Annotated in this window: 22 protein-coding genes and 1 pseudogene; 11 read left to right on the plus strand and 12 right to left on the minus strand. The window is 69.8% G+C overall.

Translation table 11 applies throughout. The annotated features are described in order from the left end of the window. Positions 1-22 precede the first annotated feature (22 nt). From E4A53_RS10835 to E4A53_RS10855, 5 genes and pseudogenes are all read right to left on the minus strand, one after another. A pseudogene (locus E4A53_RS10835) lies at positions 23-1,611 on the minus strand (cisplatin damage response ATP-dependent DNA ligase). Between the two features lie 34 nt (positions 1,612-1,645). Then, positions 1,646-1,822 (minus strand): DUF1328 domain-containing protein, encoded by a 177-nt coding sequence (locus tag E4A53_RS10840; protein ID WP_136163118.1) that lies wholly within the window; start codon positions 1,820-1,822, stop codon positions 1,646-1,648. Positions 1,823-1,882: 60 nt separating this feature from the next. After that, the gene (locus E4A53_RS10845) at positions 1,883-2,395 is read right to left on the minus strand and encodes a Dps family protein (RefSeq protein ID WP_136163119.1); all 513 of its coding nucleotides are present in this window, start codon (positions 2,393-2,395) and stop codon (positions 1,883-1,885) included. 107 nt (positions 2,396-2,502) lie between these two features. Next, a complete protein-coding gene (locus E4A53_RS10850) occupies positions 2,503-3,057 on the minus strand; it encodes a TMEM165/GDT1 family protein (RefSeq protein WP_136163120.1) in 555 nt (184 codons plus the stop codon). Between the two features lie 27 nt (positions 3,058-3,084). Then, the gene (locus E4A53_RS10855) at positions 3,085-3,408 is read right to left on the minus strand and encodes a hypothetical protein (protein WP_136163121.1); all 324 of its coding nucleotides are present in this window, start codon (positions 3,406-3,408) and stop codon (positions 3,085-3,087) included. Between the two features lie 179 nt (positions 3,409-3,587). On the opposite strand from E4A53_RS10855, the gene rpmG reads away from it, so the two are divergent. From rpmG to E4A53_RS10870, 3 genes are all read left to right on the plus strand, one after another. Beyond that, positions 3,588-3,761, plus strand: coding sequence for a 50S ribosomal protein L33 (rpmG, locus tag E4A53_RS10860; protein WP_136163122.1), 174 nt, complete (start codon positions 3,588-3,590; stop codon positions 3,759-3,761). A gap of 193 nt (positions 3,762-3,954) precedes the next feature. After that, positions 3,955-5,178, plus strand: a complete 1,224-nt coding sequence (locus E4A53_RS10865) for a hypothetical protein (protein ID WP_136163123.1) — start codon at positions 3,955-3,957, stop codon at positions 5,176-5,178. An 86-nt stretch (positions 5,179-5,264) separates the two neighbouring features. Then, positions 5,265-7,031, plus strand: a complete 1,767-nt coding sequence (locus E4A53_RS10870) for a DUF885 domain-containing protein (RefSeq protein ID WP_136163124.1) — start codon at positions 5,265-5,267, stop codon at positions 7,029-7,031. Between the two features lie 7 nt (positions 7,032-7,038). On the opposite strand, the gene E4A53_RS10875 is transcribed toward E4A53_RS10870, so the two are convergent. Beyond that, entirely contained in the window at positions 7,039-7,401 is a 363-nt protein-coding gene (locus E4A53_RS10875; protein WP_136163125.1) for a response regulator, read from the minus strand. A 38-nt stretch (positions 7,402-7,439) separates the two neighbouring features. Here E4A53_RS10875 and E4A53_RS10880 point away from each other — a divergent pair, with 38 nt between their 5' ends. Genes E4A53_RS10880 through E4A53_RS10900 form a run of 5 tightly spaced genes read left to right on the plus strand, consistent with a single transcriptional unit; the run spans position 7,440 to position 10,675 of the window. After that, positions 7,440-7,712: a DUF3572 family protein gene (locus E4A53_RS10880; RefSeq protein WP_136163126.1), complete on the plus strand. Its 273-nt coding sequence runs from the start codon at positions 7,440-7,442 to the stop codon at positions 7,710-7,712. Then, positions 7,709-8,338, plus strand: a complete 630-nt coding sequence (locus tag E4A53_RS10885) for an HAD family hydrolase (RefSeq protein ID WP_136163127.1) — start codon at positions 7,709-7,711, stop codon at positions 8,336-8,338. Before E4A53_RS10880 ends, E4A53_RS10885 begins: the two co-directional genes overlap by 4 nt. A gap of 33 nt (positions 8,339-8,371) precedes the next feature. Then, complete coding sequence (locus tag E4A53_RS10890) at positions 8,372-8,833, plus strand: RidA family protein (RefSeq protein ID WP_136163128.1); 462 nt, start codon at positions 8,372-8,374, stop codon at positions 8,831-8,833. Beyond that, the gene (locus tag E4A53_RS10895; RefSeq protein WP_239018265.1) at positions 8,811-9,545 is read left to right on the plus strand and encodes a glycerophosphodiester phosphodiesterase family protein; all 735 of its coding nucleotides are present in this window, start codon (positions 8,811-8,813) and stop codon (positions 9,543-9,545) included. Before E4A53_RS10890 ends, E4A53_RS10895 begins: the two co-directional genes overlap by 23 nt. Next, positions 9,542-10,675: a GNAT family N-acetyltransferase gene (locus E4A53_RS10900; RefSeq protein WP_136163130.1), complete on the plus strand. Its 1,134-nt coding sequence runs from the start codon at positions 9,542-9,544 to the stop codon at positions 10,673-10,675. Before E4A53_RS10895 ends, E4A53_RS10900 begins: the two co-directional genes overlap by 4 nt. Positions 10,676-10,722: 47 nt before the next feature. Here E4A53_RS10900 and E4A53_RS10905 read toward each other — a convergent pair whose 3' ends face one another. From E4A53_RS10905 to E4A53_RS10915, 3 genes are all read right to left on the minus strand, one after another. Then, on the minus strand, positions 10,723-11,022 hold the full coding sequence (locus E4A53_RS10905) for an SEL1-like repeat protein (protein ID WP_136163131.1): 300 nt from the start codon (positions 11,020-11,022) through the stop codon (positions 10,723-10,725). A gap of 301 nt (positions 11,023-11,323) precedes the next feature. Continuing rightward, positions 11,324-11,770 (minus strand): DUF1465 family protein, encoded by a 447-nt coding sequence (locus E4A53_RS10910; protein ID WP_239018266.1) that lies wholly within the window; start codon positions 11,768-11,770, stop codon positions 11,324-11,326. A gap of 103 nt (positions 11,771-11,873) precedes the next feature. Next, the gene (locus E4A53_RS10915; protein ID WP_136163153.1) at positions 11,874-12,071 is read right to left on the minus strand and encodes a YdcH family protein; all 198 of its coding nucleotides are present in this window, start codon (positions 12,069-12,071) and stop codon (positions 11,874-11,876) included. A gap of 188 nt (positions 12,072-12,259) precedes the next feature. On the opposite strand from E4A53_RS10915, the gene E4A53_RS10920 reads away from it, so the two are divergent. Next, on the plus strand, positions 12,260-12,415 hold the full coding sequence (locus E4A53_RS10920) for a YdcH family protein (protein WP_136163132.1): 156 nt from the start codon (positions 12,260-12,262) through the stop codon (positions 12,413-12,415). 21 nt (positions 12,416-12,436) lie between these two features. On the opposite strand, the gene E4A53_RS10925 is transcribed toward E4A53_RS10920, so the two are convergent. The 3 genes from E4A53_RS10925 to E4A53_RS10935 all read right to left on the minus strand — a co-directional run bounded on the left by E4A53_RS10925 (position 12,437) and on the right by E4A53_RS10935 (position 14,490). Then, positions 12,437-12,832, minus strand: a complete 396-nt coding sequence (locus tag E4A53_RS10925) for a PilZ domain-containing protein (protein ID WP_239018267.1) — start codon at positions 12,830-12,832, stop codon at positions 12,437-12,439. A gap of 60 nt (positions 12,833-12,892) precedes the next feature. Next, positions 12,893-13,330, minus strand: a complete 438-nt coding sequence (gene dksA / locus E4A53_RS10930; protein ID WP_420822622.1) for an RNA polymerase-binding protein DksA — start codon at positions 13,328-13,330, stop codon at positions 12,893-12,895. 665 nt (positions 13,331-13,995) lie between these two features. After that, positions 13,996-14,490, minus strand: coding sequence for a hypothetical protein (locus E4A53_RS10935; RefSeq protein ID WP_206366307.1), 495 nt, complete (start codon positions 14,488-14,490; stop codon positions 13,996-13,998). A 93-nt stretch (positions 14,491-14,583) separates the two neighbouring features. Here E4A53_RS10935 and serS point away from each other — a divergent pair, with 93 nt between their 5' ends. Next, a complete protein-coding gene (gene serS, locus E4A53_RS10940; protein ID WP_136163134.1) occupies positions 14,584-15,864 on the plus strand; it encodes a serine--tRNA ligase in 1,281 nt (426 codons plus the stop codon). Continuing rightward, positions 15,861-16,625 (plus strand): 5'/3'-nucleotidase SurE, encoded by a 765-nt coding sequence (gene surE / locus E4A53_RS10945; RefSeq protein WP_136163135.1) that lies wholly within the window; start codon positions 15,861-15,863, stop codon positions 16,623-16,625. The genes serS and surE overlap by 4 nt, the downstream gene beginning before the upstream one ends. Positions 16,626-16,741: the final 116 nt, after the last annotated feature.

Below are 16,741 nucleotides of genomic sequence, written 5' to 3' on the forward strand. Positions count from 1 at the left end.
GCCCCGACGCGGCGACCGTGGGTCAGGCAATCATCGCGCGAAGGGTTTCGATGCGGTCGGCCTCGGCGGCGGGCTTGTCGGTGCGGATGCGGGCGATGCGGGGGAAGCGCATGGCGATGCCCGATTTGTGGCGGGTGCTGGCGTGGACGGAATCGAACGCCACTTCCAGCACCAGCGTCTTTTCGACTTCGCGCACCGGGCCGAAACGATCGACGGTGTGGGTGCGGACGAACCGGTCGAGCCATTTCAGCTCTTCGTCGGTGAAGCCGGAATAGGCCTTGCCGACCGGCAGCAGCCGGCCATCCTCGCTCCAGCAGCCGAAGGTGTAGTCGGAATAGAAGCTGGAGCGCTTGCCGTTGCCGCGCTGGGCATAGAGCATGACGCAGTCGGCGCGCAGCGGATCGCGTTTCCACTTGTACCAGAGGCCGGTGCGACGGCCGGCGACATAGGCGCTGTCGCGGCGTTTCAGCATCACCCCCTCCACCGCCGCGTCGCGGGCGCCGGCGCGCAATGCCTCAAGCGCTGAAAAGCTGTCCGCCTCGACCAGCATCGACAGGTCGAAGCGCGCCGGGTCGAGCCGGGCGACGAAGCGTTCGAGCCGGGCGCGGCGCGCGGTCCAGGCGAGCGGGCGGCCGTCTCCGCTCCGTCGAACAATATGTCGTAGAGGCGGACGAAGGCGGGATAGTCGGCGAGCATCCGGGCGGAGACCGCCTTGCGGCCAAGCCGCTGCTGGAGGGCGTTGAAGCTGGCGGTGGCGCCGCCGTGGGCAGCGCTGCCCTGCGCATCGCCCTTGACCAGCAATTCGCCGTCGACGACGCCGTCGCGGTCGAACGCGCTTGCCACCTCCGGGAAGGCGGCTGTGATGTCGTCGCCGCCGCGGCTGTAGAGCCGGACCTGCCCGCCGACGCGAACGAGCTGGACGCGGATGCCGTCCCATTTCCATTCGGCGGCATAGGCGTCCATCGCGGCCTGATCCTCGCCCAGCGGATGGGCGAGCATGAACGGGCGGAACACCGGCATGTCGGCGGCGATCGGCTGTTCGCCCCGCCCCTCCGCCCAGGCGAACAATGCGGCATAGGGCGGCGCCAGCGCGTGCCACACCTCCTCCACCGCATCGACGTCGAGCGCGAAAGCCTGGGCGAAGGCGGTCTTGGCCAGCCGGGCCGAGACGCCGGCGCGCAGGCCGCCGGTCGCCAGCTTCAGCAGCGCATAGCGTTCCTCCGGCGTCATCCGGTCGAGCAGCCAGGCGAGCGCCGCCGGCGCCTCGCTGCGGCCGAGCGTCGACAGGCGGGCGACGACGGCGGCGAGGCCGAGCGCGGCGGGATCGTCGGCAACGGCGCGGCCGGGCCAGAGCAGCGCCACCGTTTCCGCCGTGTCGCCGACATAGTCGCGACTCATCCGGAACAGCACCGGATCGACGCGCTCTTCGATCAGGGCGCGGACGACGGCGGGCTTTATGGCGGGGATGTCGTCGGCGCCGGTCAGCGCGGCGAGCGCCCAGCCGCGATCCGGGTCAGGGGTGGCGCGCAGATAGGCGCCGATCAGCCGCAGCTTGGCGTTGCGCGAGCGGGTGTAGACCAGCCCGTCGAGCAGGCGGGCAAACCCCCTCATGGCCGGCCCCGCACAAGCAGGGCCGGCCGGGGTGTCAGTCCACGATCTTCTTGCCCGCGATCAGCCCGAGGACGAGCAGGATCACGAAAATGGCGATCGCCAGGAAGAACAGGATCTTGGCGATGCCAATGAAGGCCCCGCCGATCCCGCCGAAACCCAGCACCGCGAAAACCAGTCCGATAACCAGGAAGATAATCGCCCAGCGTATCATTGCACGGACCTCCGTCTGTTGTGGGGGACAAACAGCCGGAGGCCCGTTCCGGTTCCGCAATCAGGCGCGGCTGGCCTCGAACAGGAACCAGGCGCGCTGTTCGGCCTGGTCGGTCCAGTCGTCGAGGATGCCGGAGGTAGCATTGTCCTTCGCGTCGTCGACGATGTCCTTCGCCTCGCGAAGCTGCTCGACCAGCTTCTGGTTATCCTCGCGCAGTTCCGCCAGCATGTCGGCGGCCGAGACGAACGCGGCGTCGTTGTCCTCGATCGTCTGGTGCCGGGCGATGTCGCCGATCGAGCGCAGGGTGGTGTTGCCGGTCTTGCGCACCCGTTCCGCGATCTCGTCCGTCGTCGCGAGGATCTGCGCCGCCTGCTCGTCGAGCAGCAGGTGATAGTCGCGGAAGTGCGGGCCGGAGACATGCCAATGGAAATTCTTGGTCTTCAGGTACAGCGCGTAGCTGTTGGCGAGGATGCCGTTCAGCGCATCCGCCACCGTCTTGGTCGCGTTGCTGGTCAGATCCGTCGGGGTCCTGAGCTTGGGGGTCGGGGTTTTCACGTTGCCTGCCTTGGCCATGCTTGCCTCCTTGGGGATTGAATCTTGAGATACGCCCCTCTCAATGCACGAGCCACGCAAAAGTTACGCGGCCGACACGGATAATTCCGATCACGATGATCGCGCCGCTAGATCAGCCGCAGCGCCGCGATTGCCACGCCCAACCCGACGAGCGGCAGAATGGTTCCGACGACCCGGCGCAGCGCCCGGCGGGGCAGCGCGGCGCCAAGCGCGATCGCCAGCCCGGCAGCGACCGTCACCCCGGCGGCGGCACCGGTCGCGGCGAGCAGCGGCGCCCCGGCGCGGGCGGCGACAGCGGCGGTCAGCAACTGGGTCTTGTCGCCCAGCTCAAGCAGGAAGAAGGTGGCGAAGCTGGTCGGCAGTGCCCCCCAACGCCCGCCGTCCGCCAGCGCCGGCGCCCGCTGCGGCAGCCAGGCGCCGATGCCGGCGGCGAGCAGCGCCAGCGCCAACAGGAGCGCCCGTGCCTCCGGGGTCAGCAGCGGAGCGACGAGCGCGCCGCCATAGCCGGCGATCAGCGCATGGACCGCCGCCGCCAGCGCAATGCCGCCGAGCACCGCCGGGCGGGCGCCGAAGCGGGCGGCGAGCAGCAGCGCCAGCACCTGCGTCCTGTCCCCCATCTCTGCGGCGAGGGCGGCGACGAAGGCGGGCAGCAGTGCGTCCATTCGGCGGGGAGAGCGGCGGAGCGCGGCTCAGCCGGAATAGCGGACCGAGATCAAGGCGGCGAACGCCTCGCCGGTCAATGCGTCGCCGGGGGCGTGGCCCGCCGCCTCGCGCATCAGATCCAGGCAGTCGGCAACCCGCGCGCCGCGTTCGCCGGCGGCGAGCGCCGTGGCCAGCGCGCTGGCAAGCTGGGCGAGCGGCAGCAGGCCGTGGGCCTGTGCCATGCCGCGAACCAGATCGACATTCTCGCAAAGCCGGACCGGGCGGCGGCGGCGCATGTCGTCGGCGATGCCGTCGATCCGCGCGCAGAGCAGCGCCCGCACATGGCGCATCGCCTCGGACTCCATCGCCATCGGCCCCACCCCCTGTCATTGCAGCGGAACCGACTATCGTCCGACAGTCCCTAACGCCGCGTTAACCGGCGGCGGCCCTTGACAACCGCGCCCATGCCGCGCAATGGACCCGCCCTGAACGGGAGCGGCGGCGGCGCCGCTTTTATTTTTTCGCAGACAGTCATTCGAGGGTACGGGTCATGGCAAAGCCGACCACGGTCAAGATCAAGCTGGTAAGCACCGCCGACACCGGCTTCTATTACGTCACCAAGAAGAATCCGCGCAGCCCGAACACCACGGAAAAGCTGAGCTTCCGCAAGTACGACCCGGTCGTGCGCAAGCATGTCGAGTTCAAGGAAGCGAAGATCAAGTAAGCGATCCGTCGCCGAAAGATGCGCGGGCGGGCGGCGATGAGCGGCCCGCCTTTTCTTTTGCGCGCCACTTTCCCGGCATCGCGGGGCGCCGACTCCCCCGATGAACCGCGCCCGCTGTTGACGGCTCCGCACTTATCGTAGCAAGTATACGATATAAGAGCGTTCCAGAATCACTGGCAGCGGGTGGGGGACGATGGCGCATCTCACATGGGCGATGACGATCGCGGCTTCCCTGGCGACGGCGGCACCGCTGCCCGCGCAGCCGGTCGAGCCGCCGCGCCAGACCGAATCGGACGCCTACACCCGCTATGAGCTGCTCGCGCCGGGCAGCCATGCGTTCCGCATCATCTACGAGATCACCGCCAGCACGCCGGGCGCCACCGCCTATTTCAACCCGATCCGCCCGGGCAGCATCGCCACCGACGAGAGCGTCACCGACCGCGCGACTGGCAAGCGGCTGCCGTTCGGCGTCGTTTCCGGCGACGTCGCCAAGGCCGGCGGCGTGCGCGGGGCGGCGCCCGGCAACCAGTATATCCGCGTCGAGCTGGGCCGCCCGGTGCCGGGCGACGGCGGCGAGGGCCGCGTGCTGATCGACAAGACCTACGAGGACGCGAAAAGCTATTACCAGGAAGGCGACGTCATCGTGTTCGATCGCCCGCTGGGCAACAAGCGCAACGCGGTCGTGCTGCCCGCCGGCTACGAACTGGTATCGTGCAGCTACCCGGCGCAGGTGCTGCAGGAAGCCGACGGCCGCATCAAGATCGCGTTCTGGAACAACACGCCCGCCGAAGCGCCGCTGGTGGTGAAGGCGCGGCCGGCCCCCGGGTTGCCGTCCTCGCCCTCCAGCCTGGCCGGCGCGCTCGTCGAAAGGGCGTGGCAGAACCGCGAGATCGCCTATTTCCTCCAGCCGCCGGAAACCCACAGCTTCGACCTGTACCACGACTATACCGAGACCCGGCCGGGCGTCGGCGTCTACGTCAACATCGTCCGGGCGGGCAGCACCGCGTCGAAGCCGTCGGCGCGCAACCTCGACACCGGCCAGCCGCTCAAGTGGGAGATGCTGAAGGGCGATGCGATCCTGAAGGTCAGCCCGTCCGAAAAGGGCGTGACGCCTGAGACCGAGGCGGTGGTGTTCCGTTTCGATCCGGTGAAACAGGGTGAGAGCGCACGCCTGCGCTTCTTCGAAACCTATACCGATCCGGAGCGCTACAAGCTGGTCGGCGACGAGCTGGTCTGGCACCGCGCGTTCGGCCGGCCGCTCAACAGCGTCGTCCTTCCCGCCGGGTGGGTGCTGACCAACAGTTCCGTGCCCGCGACGATCAGACAGACCGACGACGGCCGTACCCGGCTGGAATTCATCAACCCGCGCGCGGACGAGATCGACGTGATCGTCACCGCGCGGCGACGGCCGGCATGAGCGCTGGCCAGCACACGCCCCACGGCCTTTGCGCCGGCGACACCATGCCGGCATCGCGCCCGGCCATCGAGAAGAGAGGATCCCCGATGCGCTATCTGTCTTCCGCCGCCCTTGTCGCCGCCGCCTTCGCGGTGCCGGCCGCCGCCCCTGCCCTCGCCCAGCCAGCAACGCAGGCGGCGGCCCAGTCGGCCGACGCGCGGCTGAAGGCGTTGTACGACGCCGAATGGCAATGGCGGACCAACGAGCTTGCGCTCGACGCCGACGGCGACCGCCAGGGCGGCGACCGGCTGCCGCATGTCGACGCCGCAAGCCAGGCACGCCGTGCCGCCTACTGGACCAATGCACTGGCCGAGCTGAACAAGATCCCGTTCGACCAGCTATCGCCGGAAGAACGGATCAACGCCGAGGTGTTCCGCACCGCGCTCGAGGAGTTCGCGGTCAATCAGAAATACCGGGAATTCGAGGATCCGTTCGGCTTCTGGACATGGATCGCGCCGCGCGGCGGGCTGACCAGCGCCCAGGCCTATCGCAACTACATCAAGCGCCTGGGCGACATGCCGCGCCATATCGACGAACAGATCGTCAACATGCGCGCCGGCCTGAAGCGCGGCTTCACCAAGCCGCGCGTATCGCTCGCCGGGCGCGATGGGCCGATCGCCCCGCTCGCCGCAACCGACGTCGACGCCAACCCGCTTTTCATCACGTTCGCCGCGATGCCCGGCAGCATCCCGGAGGGCGAGCGCACCGCGCTGACCGCCGAAGGCCGCCGCGCGGTGGCGGCCGCGGCGCCCGCTTTCGCCAAGCTGCGCGCGTTCGTGCGCGACGAATACATCCCCAACGCGCGCGTGCCGATCGCCGGGGAGGCGCTGCCCGACGGCAAGGCCTATTACGCCGCGAAGGTCCGCCAGTTCACGACGCTGGACCTGACCCCCGACCAGATCCACGAGATCGGCCTGAAAGAGGTCGCCCGGATCGACGCCGACATGCAGGCGACGATGAAGAAGGCGGGCTGGACAGGCGATTTCGCCGGCTTCCTCCATTTCCTGAAGACCGATCCGCAGTTCACCGCGAAGTCGCCCTACGAGCTGCTCGCCAAGTCGGCCTACATCGCCAATCGCATCAACGGGCAGTTGAAGTTCCTGGTCGGGCGCCTGCCGCGCTATCGCTTCACCATCCGGCCGACGCCGGACAATATCGCCCCGTTCGCGACGGGCGGCAACGGCGGGCTCGAAAGCTGCCTGATGAACACCTACAATCTGCCGGCGCGGCCGCTCTACACCATCCCGCCGCTCACCGCGCACGAATGTGCGCCGGGCCACAGTTTCCAGGCGGCGCTGGCGCTGGAGGCGCCGAACCGGCCGCAGATCCGCCGCACGACCTATTTCTCCGGCTATGGCGAAGGCTGGGGCCTCTACACCGAATGGCTCGGCATCCAGATGGGGCTGTACGAGACGCCCTATGACGAGTTCGGGCGCGAGACCTACGAGATGTGGCGCGCCGCGCGGCTGGTGGTCGACACCGGCCTGCACCACAAGGGTTGGACCCGGCAGCAAGCGCTCGACTACATGAAGCAGCACACCGCGCTGTCGGACCATGAGGTCACGATCGAGGTCGACCGCTATATCAACAACCCCGGCCAGGCGCTGGCCTACAAGCTGGGCGAGATGCTGATCCGCCGCAAGCGCGCCGAGGCGGAGAAGGCGCTGGGCGCGGCGTTCGACCAGCGCTGGTTCCACGACACGCTGCTGGGCCTTGGCTCGGTGCCGCTGCCGACGCTGGAGCGCGTGCTCGACGAATGGATCGCCGGCGGCGGGAAGGACCCGAACGCGGGCGATACCGGCGCGAATTCCTGAGCGGCGCTCAGACGAGGGCGGCGACCGATTCGACGAATCGGGTGACCGAGATCGGTTTCGAGACGTAGGCCTCCGCACCGGCGCCGCGAATGCGCTCCTCGTCGGTGCGGGCGGCATAGGCGGTGACCGCCATGATCGGGATCGCCTTCAGCGCCGCGTCGGCCTTCAGCGTCTCGATCAGCTCCAGCCCGCTGACGTGCGGCAACTGGATGTCCATGATGACCAGATCGGGCGCGAAGGCGCGGGCGCGTTCCACCGCCTCGCGCCCGTCGCGCACCGGCTCGCACTCATAGGCGTGGGCGCGCAGCAGGTCGCAGAACAGCTTGAGATTGAGTTCATTGTCCTCGACAATGAGCACACGTTTCGTCACGCACCCCCCAAAGCAACGATTCAAGGACAGATTAGGCGATGCACGCGCGCGGCACAAACCCCCCGGACCCGACGGCGACGGGGCTGGCCGCGCTGGCCTGGACGCTGGCCGAGCCGGAGCGCGCCGCCCGGCTGCTGGCGCTGACCGGGCTGACCCCGGAGGAACTGCGCCGGCGGGCCGATGCGCCAGCGGTGCTGGCGGCGGTGCTTGCCTTTCTGGAAGCGCATGAGCCGGACCTGATCGCCTGCGCCGAGGCGCTGTCGGCGGCGCCGGAGACACTGGTCGCGGCGCGGGCGGCGCTGGAACGATGAGCCGGCCGCTGCTGATTTCCGACTGCGACGAGGTGCTGCTGCACATGGTGTCGCATTTCGGCGCCTGGCTGGGCGAGGCGCACGCGATCGACTTCATGCCCGACGGCGGCGACTTCTCACGCGCGATGCGGCGGCGGGCGGATGGGGCGCTGCTGAGCCGTGACGAGATGTGGCCGCTGCTCGACGGCTTCTTCGTCACCGAGATGCACCGCCAGACGCTGGTTCCCGGCGCGGCGGAGGCGCTGACGCGGCTGGCCGGCAGCGCCGACATCGTCATCCTGACCAACCTGGCCGACCACCATCATGCCGGGCGCTGCGCCCAGCTTGCCGGTTTCGGCATCCGCCACCGGGTGGTGACCAACCAGGGCGGCAAGGGCGCCCCCGTCGCCGCGCTGCTTGCCGAATACCGGCCGAGCGTAGCGGTGTTCATAGACGACCTGGCCCATCATCATCATTCGGTCGCGCGCCACGCCCCCGCCGTCCATCGGCTGCACATGATTTCCGAGCCGACGCTGGCCGCCGCCGTCCCGCCGGCGCCCGACGCCCATGCGCGGATCGACGCCTGGCCGGAGGCGGAGGGGTGGATCGCGGCGCGTTTCGCCGCCGGGGCGCCGGCCGGGGCTTGACCGGCGGCCGCGCGGGGTGTTTGAGCGAACGCCATGACCGCCGAAGAACGCCTTGCCGAACTGGGCCTGAAGCTGCCGAAGCCAGCCGCCCCCGTTGCCGCCTATGTCCCCGCCGTCGAGGCGGCCGGGCTGCTCCATATTTCCGGCCAGCTGCCGTTTCGCGACGGCAATCTGATGACCGGCCGGCTGGGCGAGGATGTCGACATTGACTTCGGCCGCGACGCGGCGCGCGCCTGCGGACTGATGCTGGTCGCGCAGATGAAGGCGGCGCTCGGCGACCTCGACCGGGTGGCGCGGGTGGTGAAGCTGGGCGTGTTCGTCAACAGCGCCGGCCGCTTCACCGACCAGCCGAAGGTCGCCGACGGCGCGTCGGCGCTGATGGCCGATATCTTCGGCGACGCCGGCAAGCACGCGCGCAGCGCGGTCGGCGTGCCGGTGCTGCCGCTGAACGCGGCGGTCGAGATCGATGCGGTTGTCGCCGTTCGTCCAGCCTGACCCGAGGCGCATTGCCTTTCTGACCGCGCAGCCCTTTGCCCATCGCGGGCTGCACGGCGCCGGCATCGTCGAGAACAGCCGCGCCGCCTGGGCCGGCGCGATCGCGCTGGGCCACGGCATCGAATGCGACGTGCAAGCGGCGGCGGACGGCACCCCGTTCGTGTTCCACGACGCCGACCTGCGCCGGCTGGCCGGGCGGCCGGAACGGGTGGCGGCGCTGACCCCGGCGGCGCTGGACGCGACCCGCCTGACCGGCAGCGACGAGACGATCCCCCGGCTGACCGAGATGCTGGCGATCGTCGCCGGACAGGTGCCGCTGCTGATCGAGATCAAGGTGGATGGCAGGCGGGTGGCGCCGCTGTGCCGGGCGGTGCGCGCCGCGCTGGACGGCTATCGCGGGGCGGCGGCGGTGATGGCGTTCAACCCGCTGGTCGGCCGCTGGTTCGCCCGCCATGCACCCGGCCTGACCCGCGGGCTGGTGGTCAGCGAGGAAGGCAAACAGGGCCTGCGCGGCGTGGCCGAGCGCTGGCTGTCGCTGTGGCAGGCGCGGGCGGACTTCCTGGCCTATGATGTGCGCGACCTGCCGTCACGCTTTGCCGGGCAGTTTCGTGCGCGCGGGCTGCCGCTGCTGACCTGGACGGTGCGCTCCGCCGCCGCGGAGGAGACGGCCGCCCGCTACGCCGACCAGCCGATCTACGAACGCCACCCATGACCGCCTACACCGCGCGGATCGGCGATGGCGTCGCCGGGTTCGACGCCGCCGAATGGGATGGCTGCGCCGGCGCCGCCAACCCGTTCGTCAGCCACGCCTTTCTGTCGATCCTGGAGGAATCGGGCAGCGCCCGGTCGCGGACCGGCTGGCAGCCGCTGCCGATCGCGGTGACCGACGAAGCCGGGCGGCTGGCCGGGGTGATGCCCGCCTACGGCAAGAGCCACAGCCAGGGCGAATATGTGTTCGACCATGGCTGGGCCGATGCCTATGCCCGCGCCGGCGGCGCCTATTACCCGAAATTGCAGATCGCGGTGCCGTTCACGCCGGTGCCCGGCCCCCGGCTGCTGCTGCGCGATCCGGCGGCGGCGCCGGCGCTGATCGCGGCGGCGGAGGCGGTGGTCGCGCACCACGCCCTGTCGTCGGCCCACGCGACCTTCATCGCGCCGGAGCAGGTGCCGCTGTTCGAGGCGGCGGGCTGGCTGATCCGCACCGACAGCCAGTTCCACTGGCAGAACGACGGCTATCGCGATTTCGACGATTTCCTCGCCGCCCTCGCCAGCCGCAAGCGCAAGGCGATCCGCAAGGAGCGCGCCGCCGCCGTCGCCGGGCTGGACATCGTCCAGCTGAGCGGCGCGGCGATCGGCGAGGCGGACTGGGACGCTTTCTGGCAATTCTACCAGGATACCGGCGCGCGCAAATGGGGGCACCCCTACCTGACCCGCACCTTCTTCTCGCTGCTCGGCGAGCGGATGGCGGACAAGGTGCTGCTGGTGTTCGCGCGACGAAACGGGCGGCCGATCGCCGGGGCGCTGAACCTGATCGGCGCCGACACCCTCTACGGCCGCTACTGGGGCGCGGTGGAGGAGGTGCCGTTCCTCCATTTCGAGCTGTGCTATTACCAGGCGATCGACGCGGCGATCGCGCGCGGGCTGGCGCGGGTCGAGGCCGGGGCGCAGGGCGGGCACAAGCTGGCGCGAGGCTATGCGCCGACACCGACCTTTTCGGCGCATTTCATCGCCGATCCGAATTTCCGCGCGGCGGTGGCCGATTTTCTGGCGCGCGAGCGGCAGGCGGTCGCCCGCGACATCGCCCTGCTCACTGAAATGACGCCGTTCCGCAAGGCGGATTAGCGGCGGGGCAGCGTGGTTCGCTCCTCCCCGCCGGCCGGCGACTACGATCAGGCAGCGCGGCGTTCGGGGCCGGACGACAGCCACGCCCGCGCCATGCGCTGGGCGGCGGCGATTTCGCGCGCGCTCATCTCGCCGGCGATTTCGGCCCGGCATTGCTGGGCGCGGTCGCTGCCGGCGAGCGCCGACAGGTTGAACCATTTATGCGCTTCGACCAGGTCGACATCGACGCCGCCAGCGCCGGACGAATAGGCGATGCCCAGATCGAAACAGGCATCGGCATTGCCGCGCGCCGCGTCGACCAATCGGCTTTCGATCAGGAAAGCCGCGCTTCTCGAACTGTTCCCCACTGGCCTTTTCCCCTCCAGAATGGACAGGGCCAGACTATCGGCAGGGCATGGCTAAAAAATTGTTAACGTTGCCTGGTAGGGATAAATCCAGAATTTATTACATTAAAACAATATATTGCTAGAAGGCGGCAACCGGGACGACGCCGGCGGCCGGGTACCGGCCCGGTCCATTTTCGTGGATTCCGAATCGGCGGGTGCATGAGCGGCGGACGATCCTGACGCCGGGCGGGAAAGATCCCGGCGTTCGCCGGGATGACGTTGGCGGCTTGCGCGCCGGGTCCTGACGACCCCGGAAACCGCCCTAGAACGCGTTTTCGAGGCGGCGGATCAGGGTGCGGGCCGGGCTGGGCGGCGGGCGGTCACCGCGTTCCAGGCGGCGGACGCGGTCGTAGAGCGCCATGCTGGCGGCGATCAGCGTCGCGGCCGTGGCCGGCATCATCGCCAGCACCGCCGGTTCGGTGGCGGCGGCGGCGCCGAGCCGGCCGCTGTCCGGGCGCAGGGCGGCGGCGTCGATCTCCCCCGCCGCTTCCGCCTTGCGGTGGAGCAACCAGGCGATGACGTGCATCAGCCGCGTCGTCACCTTCAGCGATTCGCAGGCGAAGGTCACCCGGTCGAGCGGCGGCAGCCGATCGCGGTCGGCACGGCCGGGCTCGTCGAAATAGCCGCGTGCCTCGTCGGCCAGCAGCATCGCCTCGACATAGAGCGACTCGACCAGCCGCGCCGTCATCCGCCCCCTGCCCCGTGCCATGTCCCGCGACCCGTCCATGCCGCCCGCGTTGCCACAGCCGCCGGAGGCCAGCCAGAGCAAAACAGCGTAAATTCGGCGATTTACGATTAACGGCGCCGGCCGGTCAGGCGATGATGTCGGGGATCATCTGGTCCTCCAGCGCGGCGATCTCGTCGCGCAGGCGCAGCTTGCGCTTCTTCAACCGGGCGATGCGAAGCTGGTCGGGCAGCGGCTGTTCGGCCAGCGCGGCGATCGCCGAATCGAGATCGCGATGCTCGATTCGCAGGATGTTCAACCGCTGCGCCGCTTCCTCCGCCGTCATCTCCATCCCCCGCACTGGCGGATGCCACGGTAGTTTGCGCACGCCCGCCGCTCAAGCACCCGGCGCGCCGGCCGTTCGTCGCGCCGCCCGACCCATGCCGTCGCATTCACCCAAAGCAGTGGGAGACAGTTTACCAATTTCATGTTTAACTGACCTGCCAAGACCGTCAGACCAAGGAGTGCTTTCGGATGGAACAGGCGCATCTTTCCGCCCTCAACGTCAAGCATGCGGGGCTCGATGCCCAAATCTCCAAGGAAATGAAACGCCCGTCGCCGGATCAATCGCTGATCGCCCGGCTGAAGAAGCAGAAGCTGAAAATCAAGGAAGTGATCGCCGGCCATTGAGCCGGACGGCAGCAGCGCCGGTCAATCCCCGCGCAGCGGCTTTCGCCCCAGGTCGCGCCTGCCCGACACGGGCAGGCGGGCCGCCAGCGGGTCGATCGCTCGATCCAGCTCAAGCCCGACGCGTTCGTCCCGCGCCCAGGCAACCCGCGCGCCGACGGCGCCGATGCCCCTGACTTCGACCACCAGCCGCTGATCGACCGCGACGGCGCGGTCGAACTCGATCATCATGCCCTTGGCCGACAGGTTGCGGACGCGCGCCAGTATCTCGCCGCCCGTCGGCAAGCCGCGCACCCGCGCCAACAGGTACAGGCTGTCGCGCATGTCGCCACGCTGTTCGCCCTCCCCGCTATCGGGAACGGCGTCCGGGCTTTCCGGTGGGCTGGTGCCGTCCGGCGATGGCGCGTCGGTTTCCGTCATGTCCCCAGCCAGAGCGCTGATCCAGCCAGGTGAAGGGAACGGGAGCGGCAGCGACGGCCGCTATTCGTCCCGCGACACCTTTTCCTGGCGCTCATGGTTCTCTTGCGCCTCGACTGTCATCGTTGCAATCGGCCGTGCTTCCAGCCGCGCCAGCGAGATCGGCTCGCCCGACACCTCGCAATAGCCGTATTCGCCGTCCTCGATGCGGCGCAGCGCCGCGTCGATCTTGGCGATCAGCTTGCGCTGACGGTCGCGGGTGCGCAGTTCGATCGACCAGTCGGTCTCGCTCGACGCACGGTCGGTGACGTCGGGTTCGCGCAGCGAATCGGATTGCAACTGGACCAGCGTGCCCTGCGCTTCCCGCAATATGTCGTTCTTCCAGCCGTTCAGCTTCGCACGGAAATAGGCGAGCTGACGGGGATTCATGAAGGACTCGTCTGGCGAAGGGCGATAGCTGTCGTCCAAGCCGTCGACCGCGAAATCCGAAGGCCCGCTCATGTCACTCGGCGCAGTCGCCATACACGTGTCTCCAAACACCCGCTCCACGCCCGCTATCGCTGCGGGATCGCGGAGTCGACTTCCCGGCGCGCCTATACCGGTGCGCCGGTGACCATACAAGCCACTGACATCCCATCGCCTGCCGGAACGGGCCGCCGGCGGCGAGAACCGTCGCAACATGCCGGAACCGTGCCTGAATGGGACGTTTACCATGCTGCTTCGCCCCGGCACGGCGCTTTTCGCCGACGGCAGGGTGAAATAAGGGTTAACCCTGTTGTGGACGGCCGCGCGCCGGCCGCATGGAAGGACGAGGACCACCGACTCCCGCGACGGCCTGCCAAGCGGGTGAGCCGGCGGCCGGAGGCGAAAGAGCGGTCTATGTCGGTTCGGATGGCCTTGGCGAAACTCTGCGCGTGCGCCTGCGGCGGCGCGGTCGTCGGCGGCGGCGCCGTCCATGTCGTCGAGCGCCCGCGCACCGCCGCTGTCGCCAAGGCCCAGCCGAAGGCGAAACCGGCGGTCCAGCGCGCCAAGCCGAAAGCGCGACCGGCTCGCCGCGCGGCGCCGGCCCCGGCGCCCGAAGTCGCCTGCGCGCCGCAGACGATCACCGTCACCAGCCAGGGTGCGCCGATCCCGCTGCCCCCGGCCATTCCCTATGAAACCGGCGGCTATAGCGGCGGCAACGGCGGCGGCGGCGGCAGCCCGCCGGTGGTGCTGGCCGGCAGCAGCGGCTTTGGCGGCGGTGGATTCTTCGGCGGGTTCTTCGGCGGCGGCGGGGGCGGCGGCAGCATCGTCGTATCGTCGACGTCGAGCGGCGGATCGACATCGACGAGCAGCGCGTCGGGCGGCTCCGGCGGGTCGAGCAGCAGCACCTCGTCCGGCAACGTTAGCTCGACGTCGAGCAGCAGCGGCAATGTCTCCTCGTCGACGAGCAGTTCGTCGAGCGCCTCCTCGTCCTCCGCATCCTCGTCGGGCGCGAGCGGATCCTCGGCGTCGACATCCGCCTCATCCTCCGGCTCCTCCAGCTTCGGCACGTCGACGAGCAGTTCGTCGTCGAGCAGTGCCTCCTCCGCCTCGTCGAGCGGTGGCTCGTCGTCCGGCGGGCCGCCGACCGAGGTGCCGGCGCCGCCGATGCTGCTGTTGTTCGGCGCCGCCGCCGCCACATTGGTCGCCCGCCAGCGCTACGCCGCCCGCCGGGGCTGAGCCGCCGGCCACAGGGTTGCGCGCGGCTGTGCGCCCGGCCATAGCCGGGGGCCATGCACGATATCCGCACGATACGGGACGATCCCGAAGCTTTCGACGCCGCCCTCGCCCGGCGCGGCGCGCCGCCGGCGGCCGCCGCGCTGGTTGCCGACGACCAGCGCCGCCGCGCGCTGGCGACCGAATTGCAGACCGCGCTCGCCCGCCGCAACGAGGCATCGAAGGCGATCGGCGCCGCCAAGGCGCGCAAGGCCGAGGACGAGGCCGCCGCGCTGATGGCCGAGGTCGCGGCGCTGAAGGAGCGGCTGCCCGCGCTGGAGGCGGAGGAGAAGGCCGCCGGCGATGCGCTGACCGCCGCGCTCGCCGCGCTGCCCAACCTGCCCGCCGCCGACGTGCCCGACGGCGCCGACGAGGACGACAATGTCGAGCAGGCACGCTGGGGCACGCCGCCCGACTTCGCCTTCCCGGCCGACGAGCATGACCGTTTCGGCGCGGCGCTGGGGCTGGATTTCGAAACGGCGGCGGCGCTGTCCGGCGCCCGCTTCGCGCTGCTGCGCGGGCCGGTGGCACGGCTGTCGCGCGCGCTGGGCCAGTATATGCTGGACCGCAATACGCTCGACGCCGGTTACGAGGAAGTGGCGCCGCCGGTGCTGGTCCGCGACGAGGCGCTGTTCGGCACCAGCCAGCTGCCCAAATTCGCCGAGGATCTGTTCCGCACCACCGACGGGCGCTGGCTGATCCCGACCGCCGAGGTCAGCCTGACCAACATCGTGCGCGAAACGATCCTCGACGCGGAAGCGCTGCCGCTGCGTTTCACCGCGCTGACCCCCTGTTTCCGCTCCGAAGCCGGGGCGGCCGGGCGCGACACACGCGGGCTGATCCGCCAGCACCAGTTCGACAAGGTCGAGCTGGTGTCGATCACCACGCCGGACCAGTCGGCGGCGGAGCATGAGCGGATGACCCGCGCGGCAGAGGCGATTCTGGAGGGGCTGGGCCTGCCCTACCGCCGGATGCTGCTATGCACCGGCGACATGGGCTTTTCCGCGACGAAAACCTATGATCTGGAGGTGTGGCTGCCCGGCCAGCAGCGTTACCGCGAGATATCGTCCTGCTCCAACTGCGGCGATTTCCAGGCGCGGCGGATGAACGCGCGCTACCGCCCGGCCGGCGAGAAGAATACGCGCTTCGTCCACACGCTGAACGGATCGGCGCTGGCGGTCGGTCGCGCGCTGGTCGCGGTTCTCGAGAATTACCAGCAGGCCGACGGATCGGTGCGGGTGCCCGACGCGCTCGTCCCCTATATGGGCGGGGTAACGGTGCTGGAGCCGCAGCGATGAGGATATTGCTGACCAACGACGACGGCATCAACGCGTCGGGGCTGAAGGTGCTGGAGGCGATCGCCGCCACCCTGTCCGACGACATATGGGTGGTGGCGCCGAGCGAGGAGCAGTCCGGCGCCGGCCATTCGCTGACCCTCACCCGGCCGGTCCGGGTCCGCACCTACAACGATCGCCGCTTCGCGGTGACCGGCACGCCTACCGATTCGGTGATGATGGCGCTGGCCCGGATCATGAAGGACAATCCGCCCGACCTGATTCTGTCCGGGGTCAACCGCGGCGCCAACCTGGGCGAGGACGTCACCTATTCCGGCACCGTGTCGGCGGCGATGGAAGGGGCGCTGGCCGGCGTCCGCTCGATCGCGCTGAGCCAGGTCTACGCGCGCGAGGGGATGGCGGACAGCGTGCCGTTCGGCGCGGCGCAGGCGTGGGGGGAAAAGGTGTTGCGGCCGCTGCTCGCCGCCCCGCTGGCCCCGCGCACGCTGGTCAACGTCAACTTTCCGGCGGTCCCGGCCGAAGCGGTGAAGGGCATCCGCGTCGTCGCGCAGGGCCTGCGCGATTATGGCCGGACCCACATCGTCAGCGGCGTCGATCCACGCGGCTTTCCCTATCACTGGTTCGCGCTTGGCCCGGCGATCGAGACGCCGGCCCACGCCACCGACCTGGAGGCGGTGGCCGAAGGCTATGTCGCGGTGACGCCCCTCCACCTCGACCTGACCCATTACCGGTCGATGGAGATGCTGGGGGCCGCCTACGCGTGAGCGGACCGGCGCCCCGCCCCCGCTCCCTGCGCTGGGCCGCGGCGAGCGCCCTTGTCCTGCCGCTCGCCGCCTGCGTCGCCCCGCGCGGCGGCGGCCCCGCTCCTCCCGCCCCGGCG

The organism is Sphingomonas flavalba (assembly GCF_004796535.1).
Lineage (GTDB): Bacteria > Pseudomonadota > Alphaproteobacteria > Sphingomonadales > Sphingomonadaceae > Sphingomonas_L > Sphingomonas_L flavalba.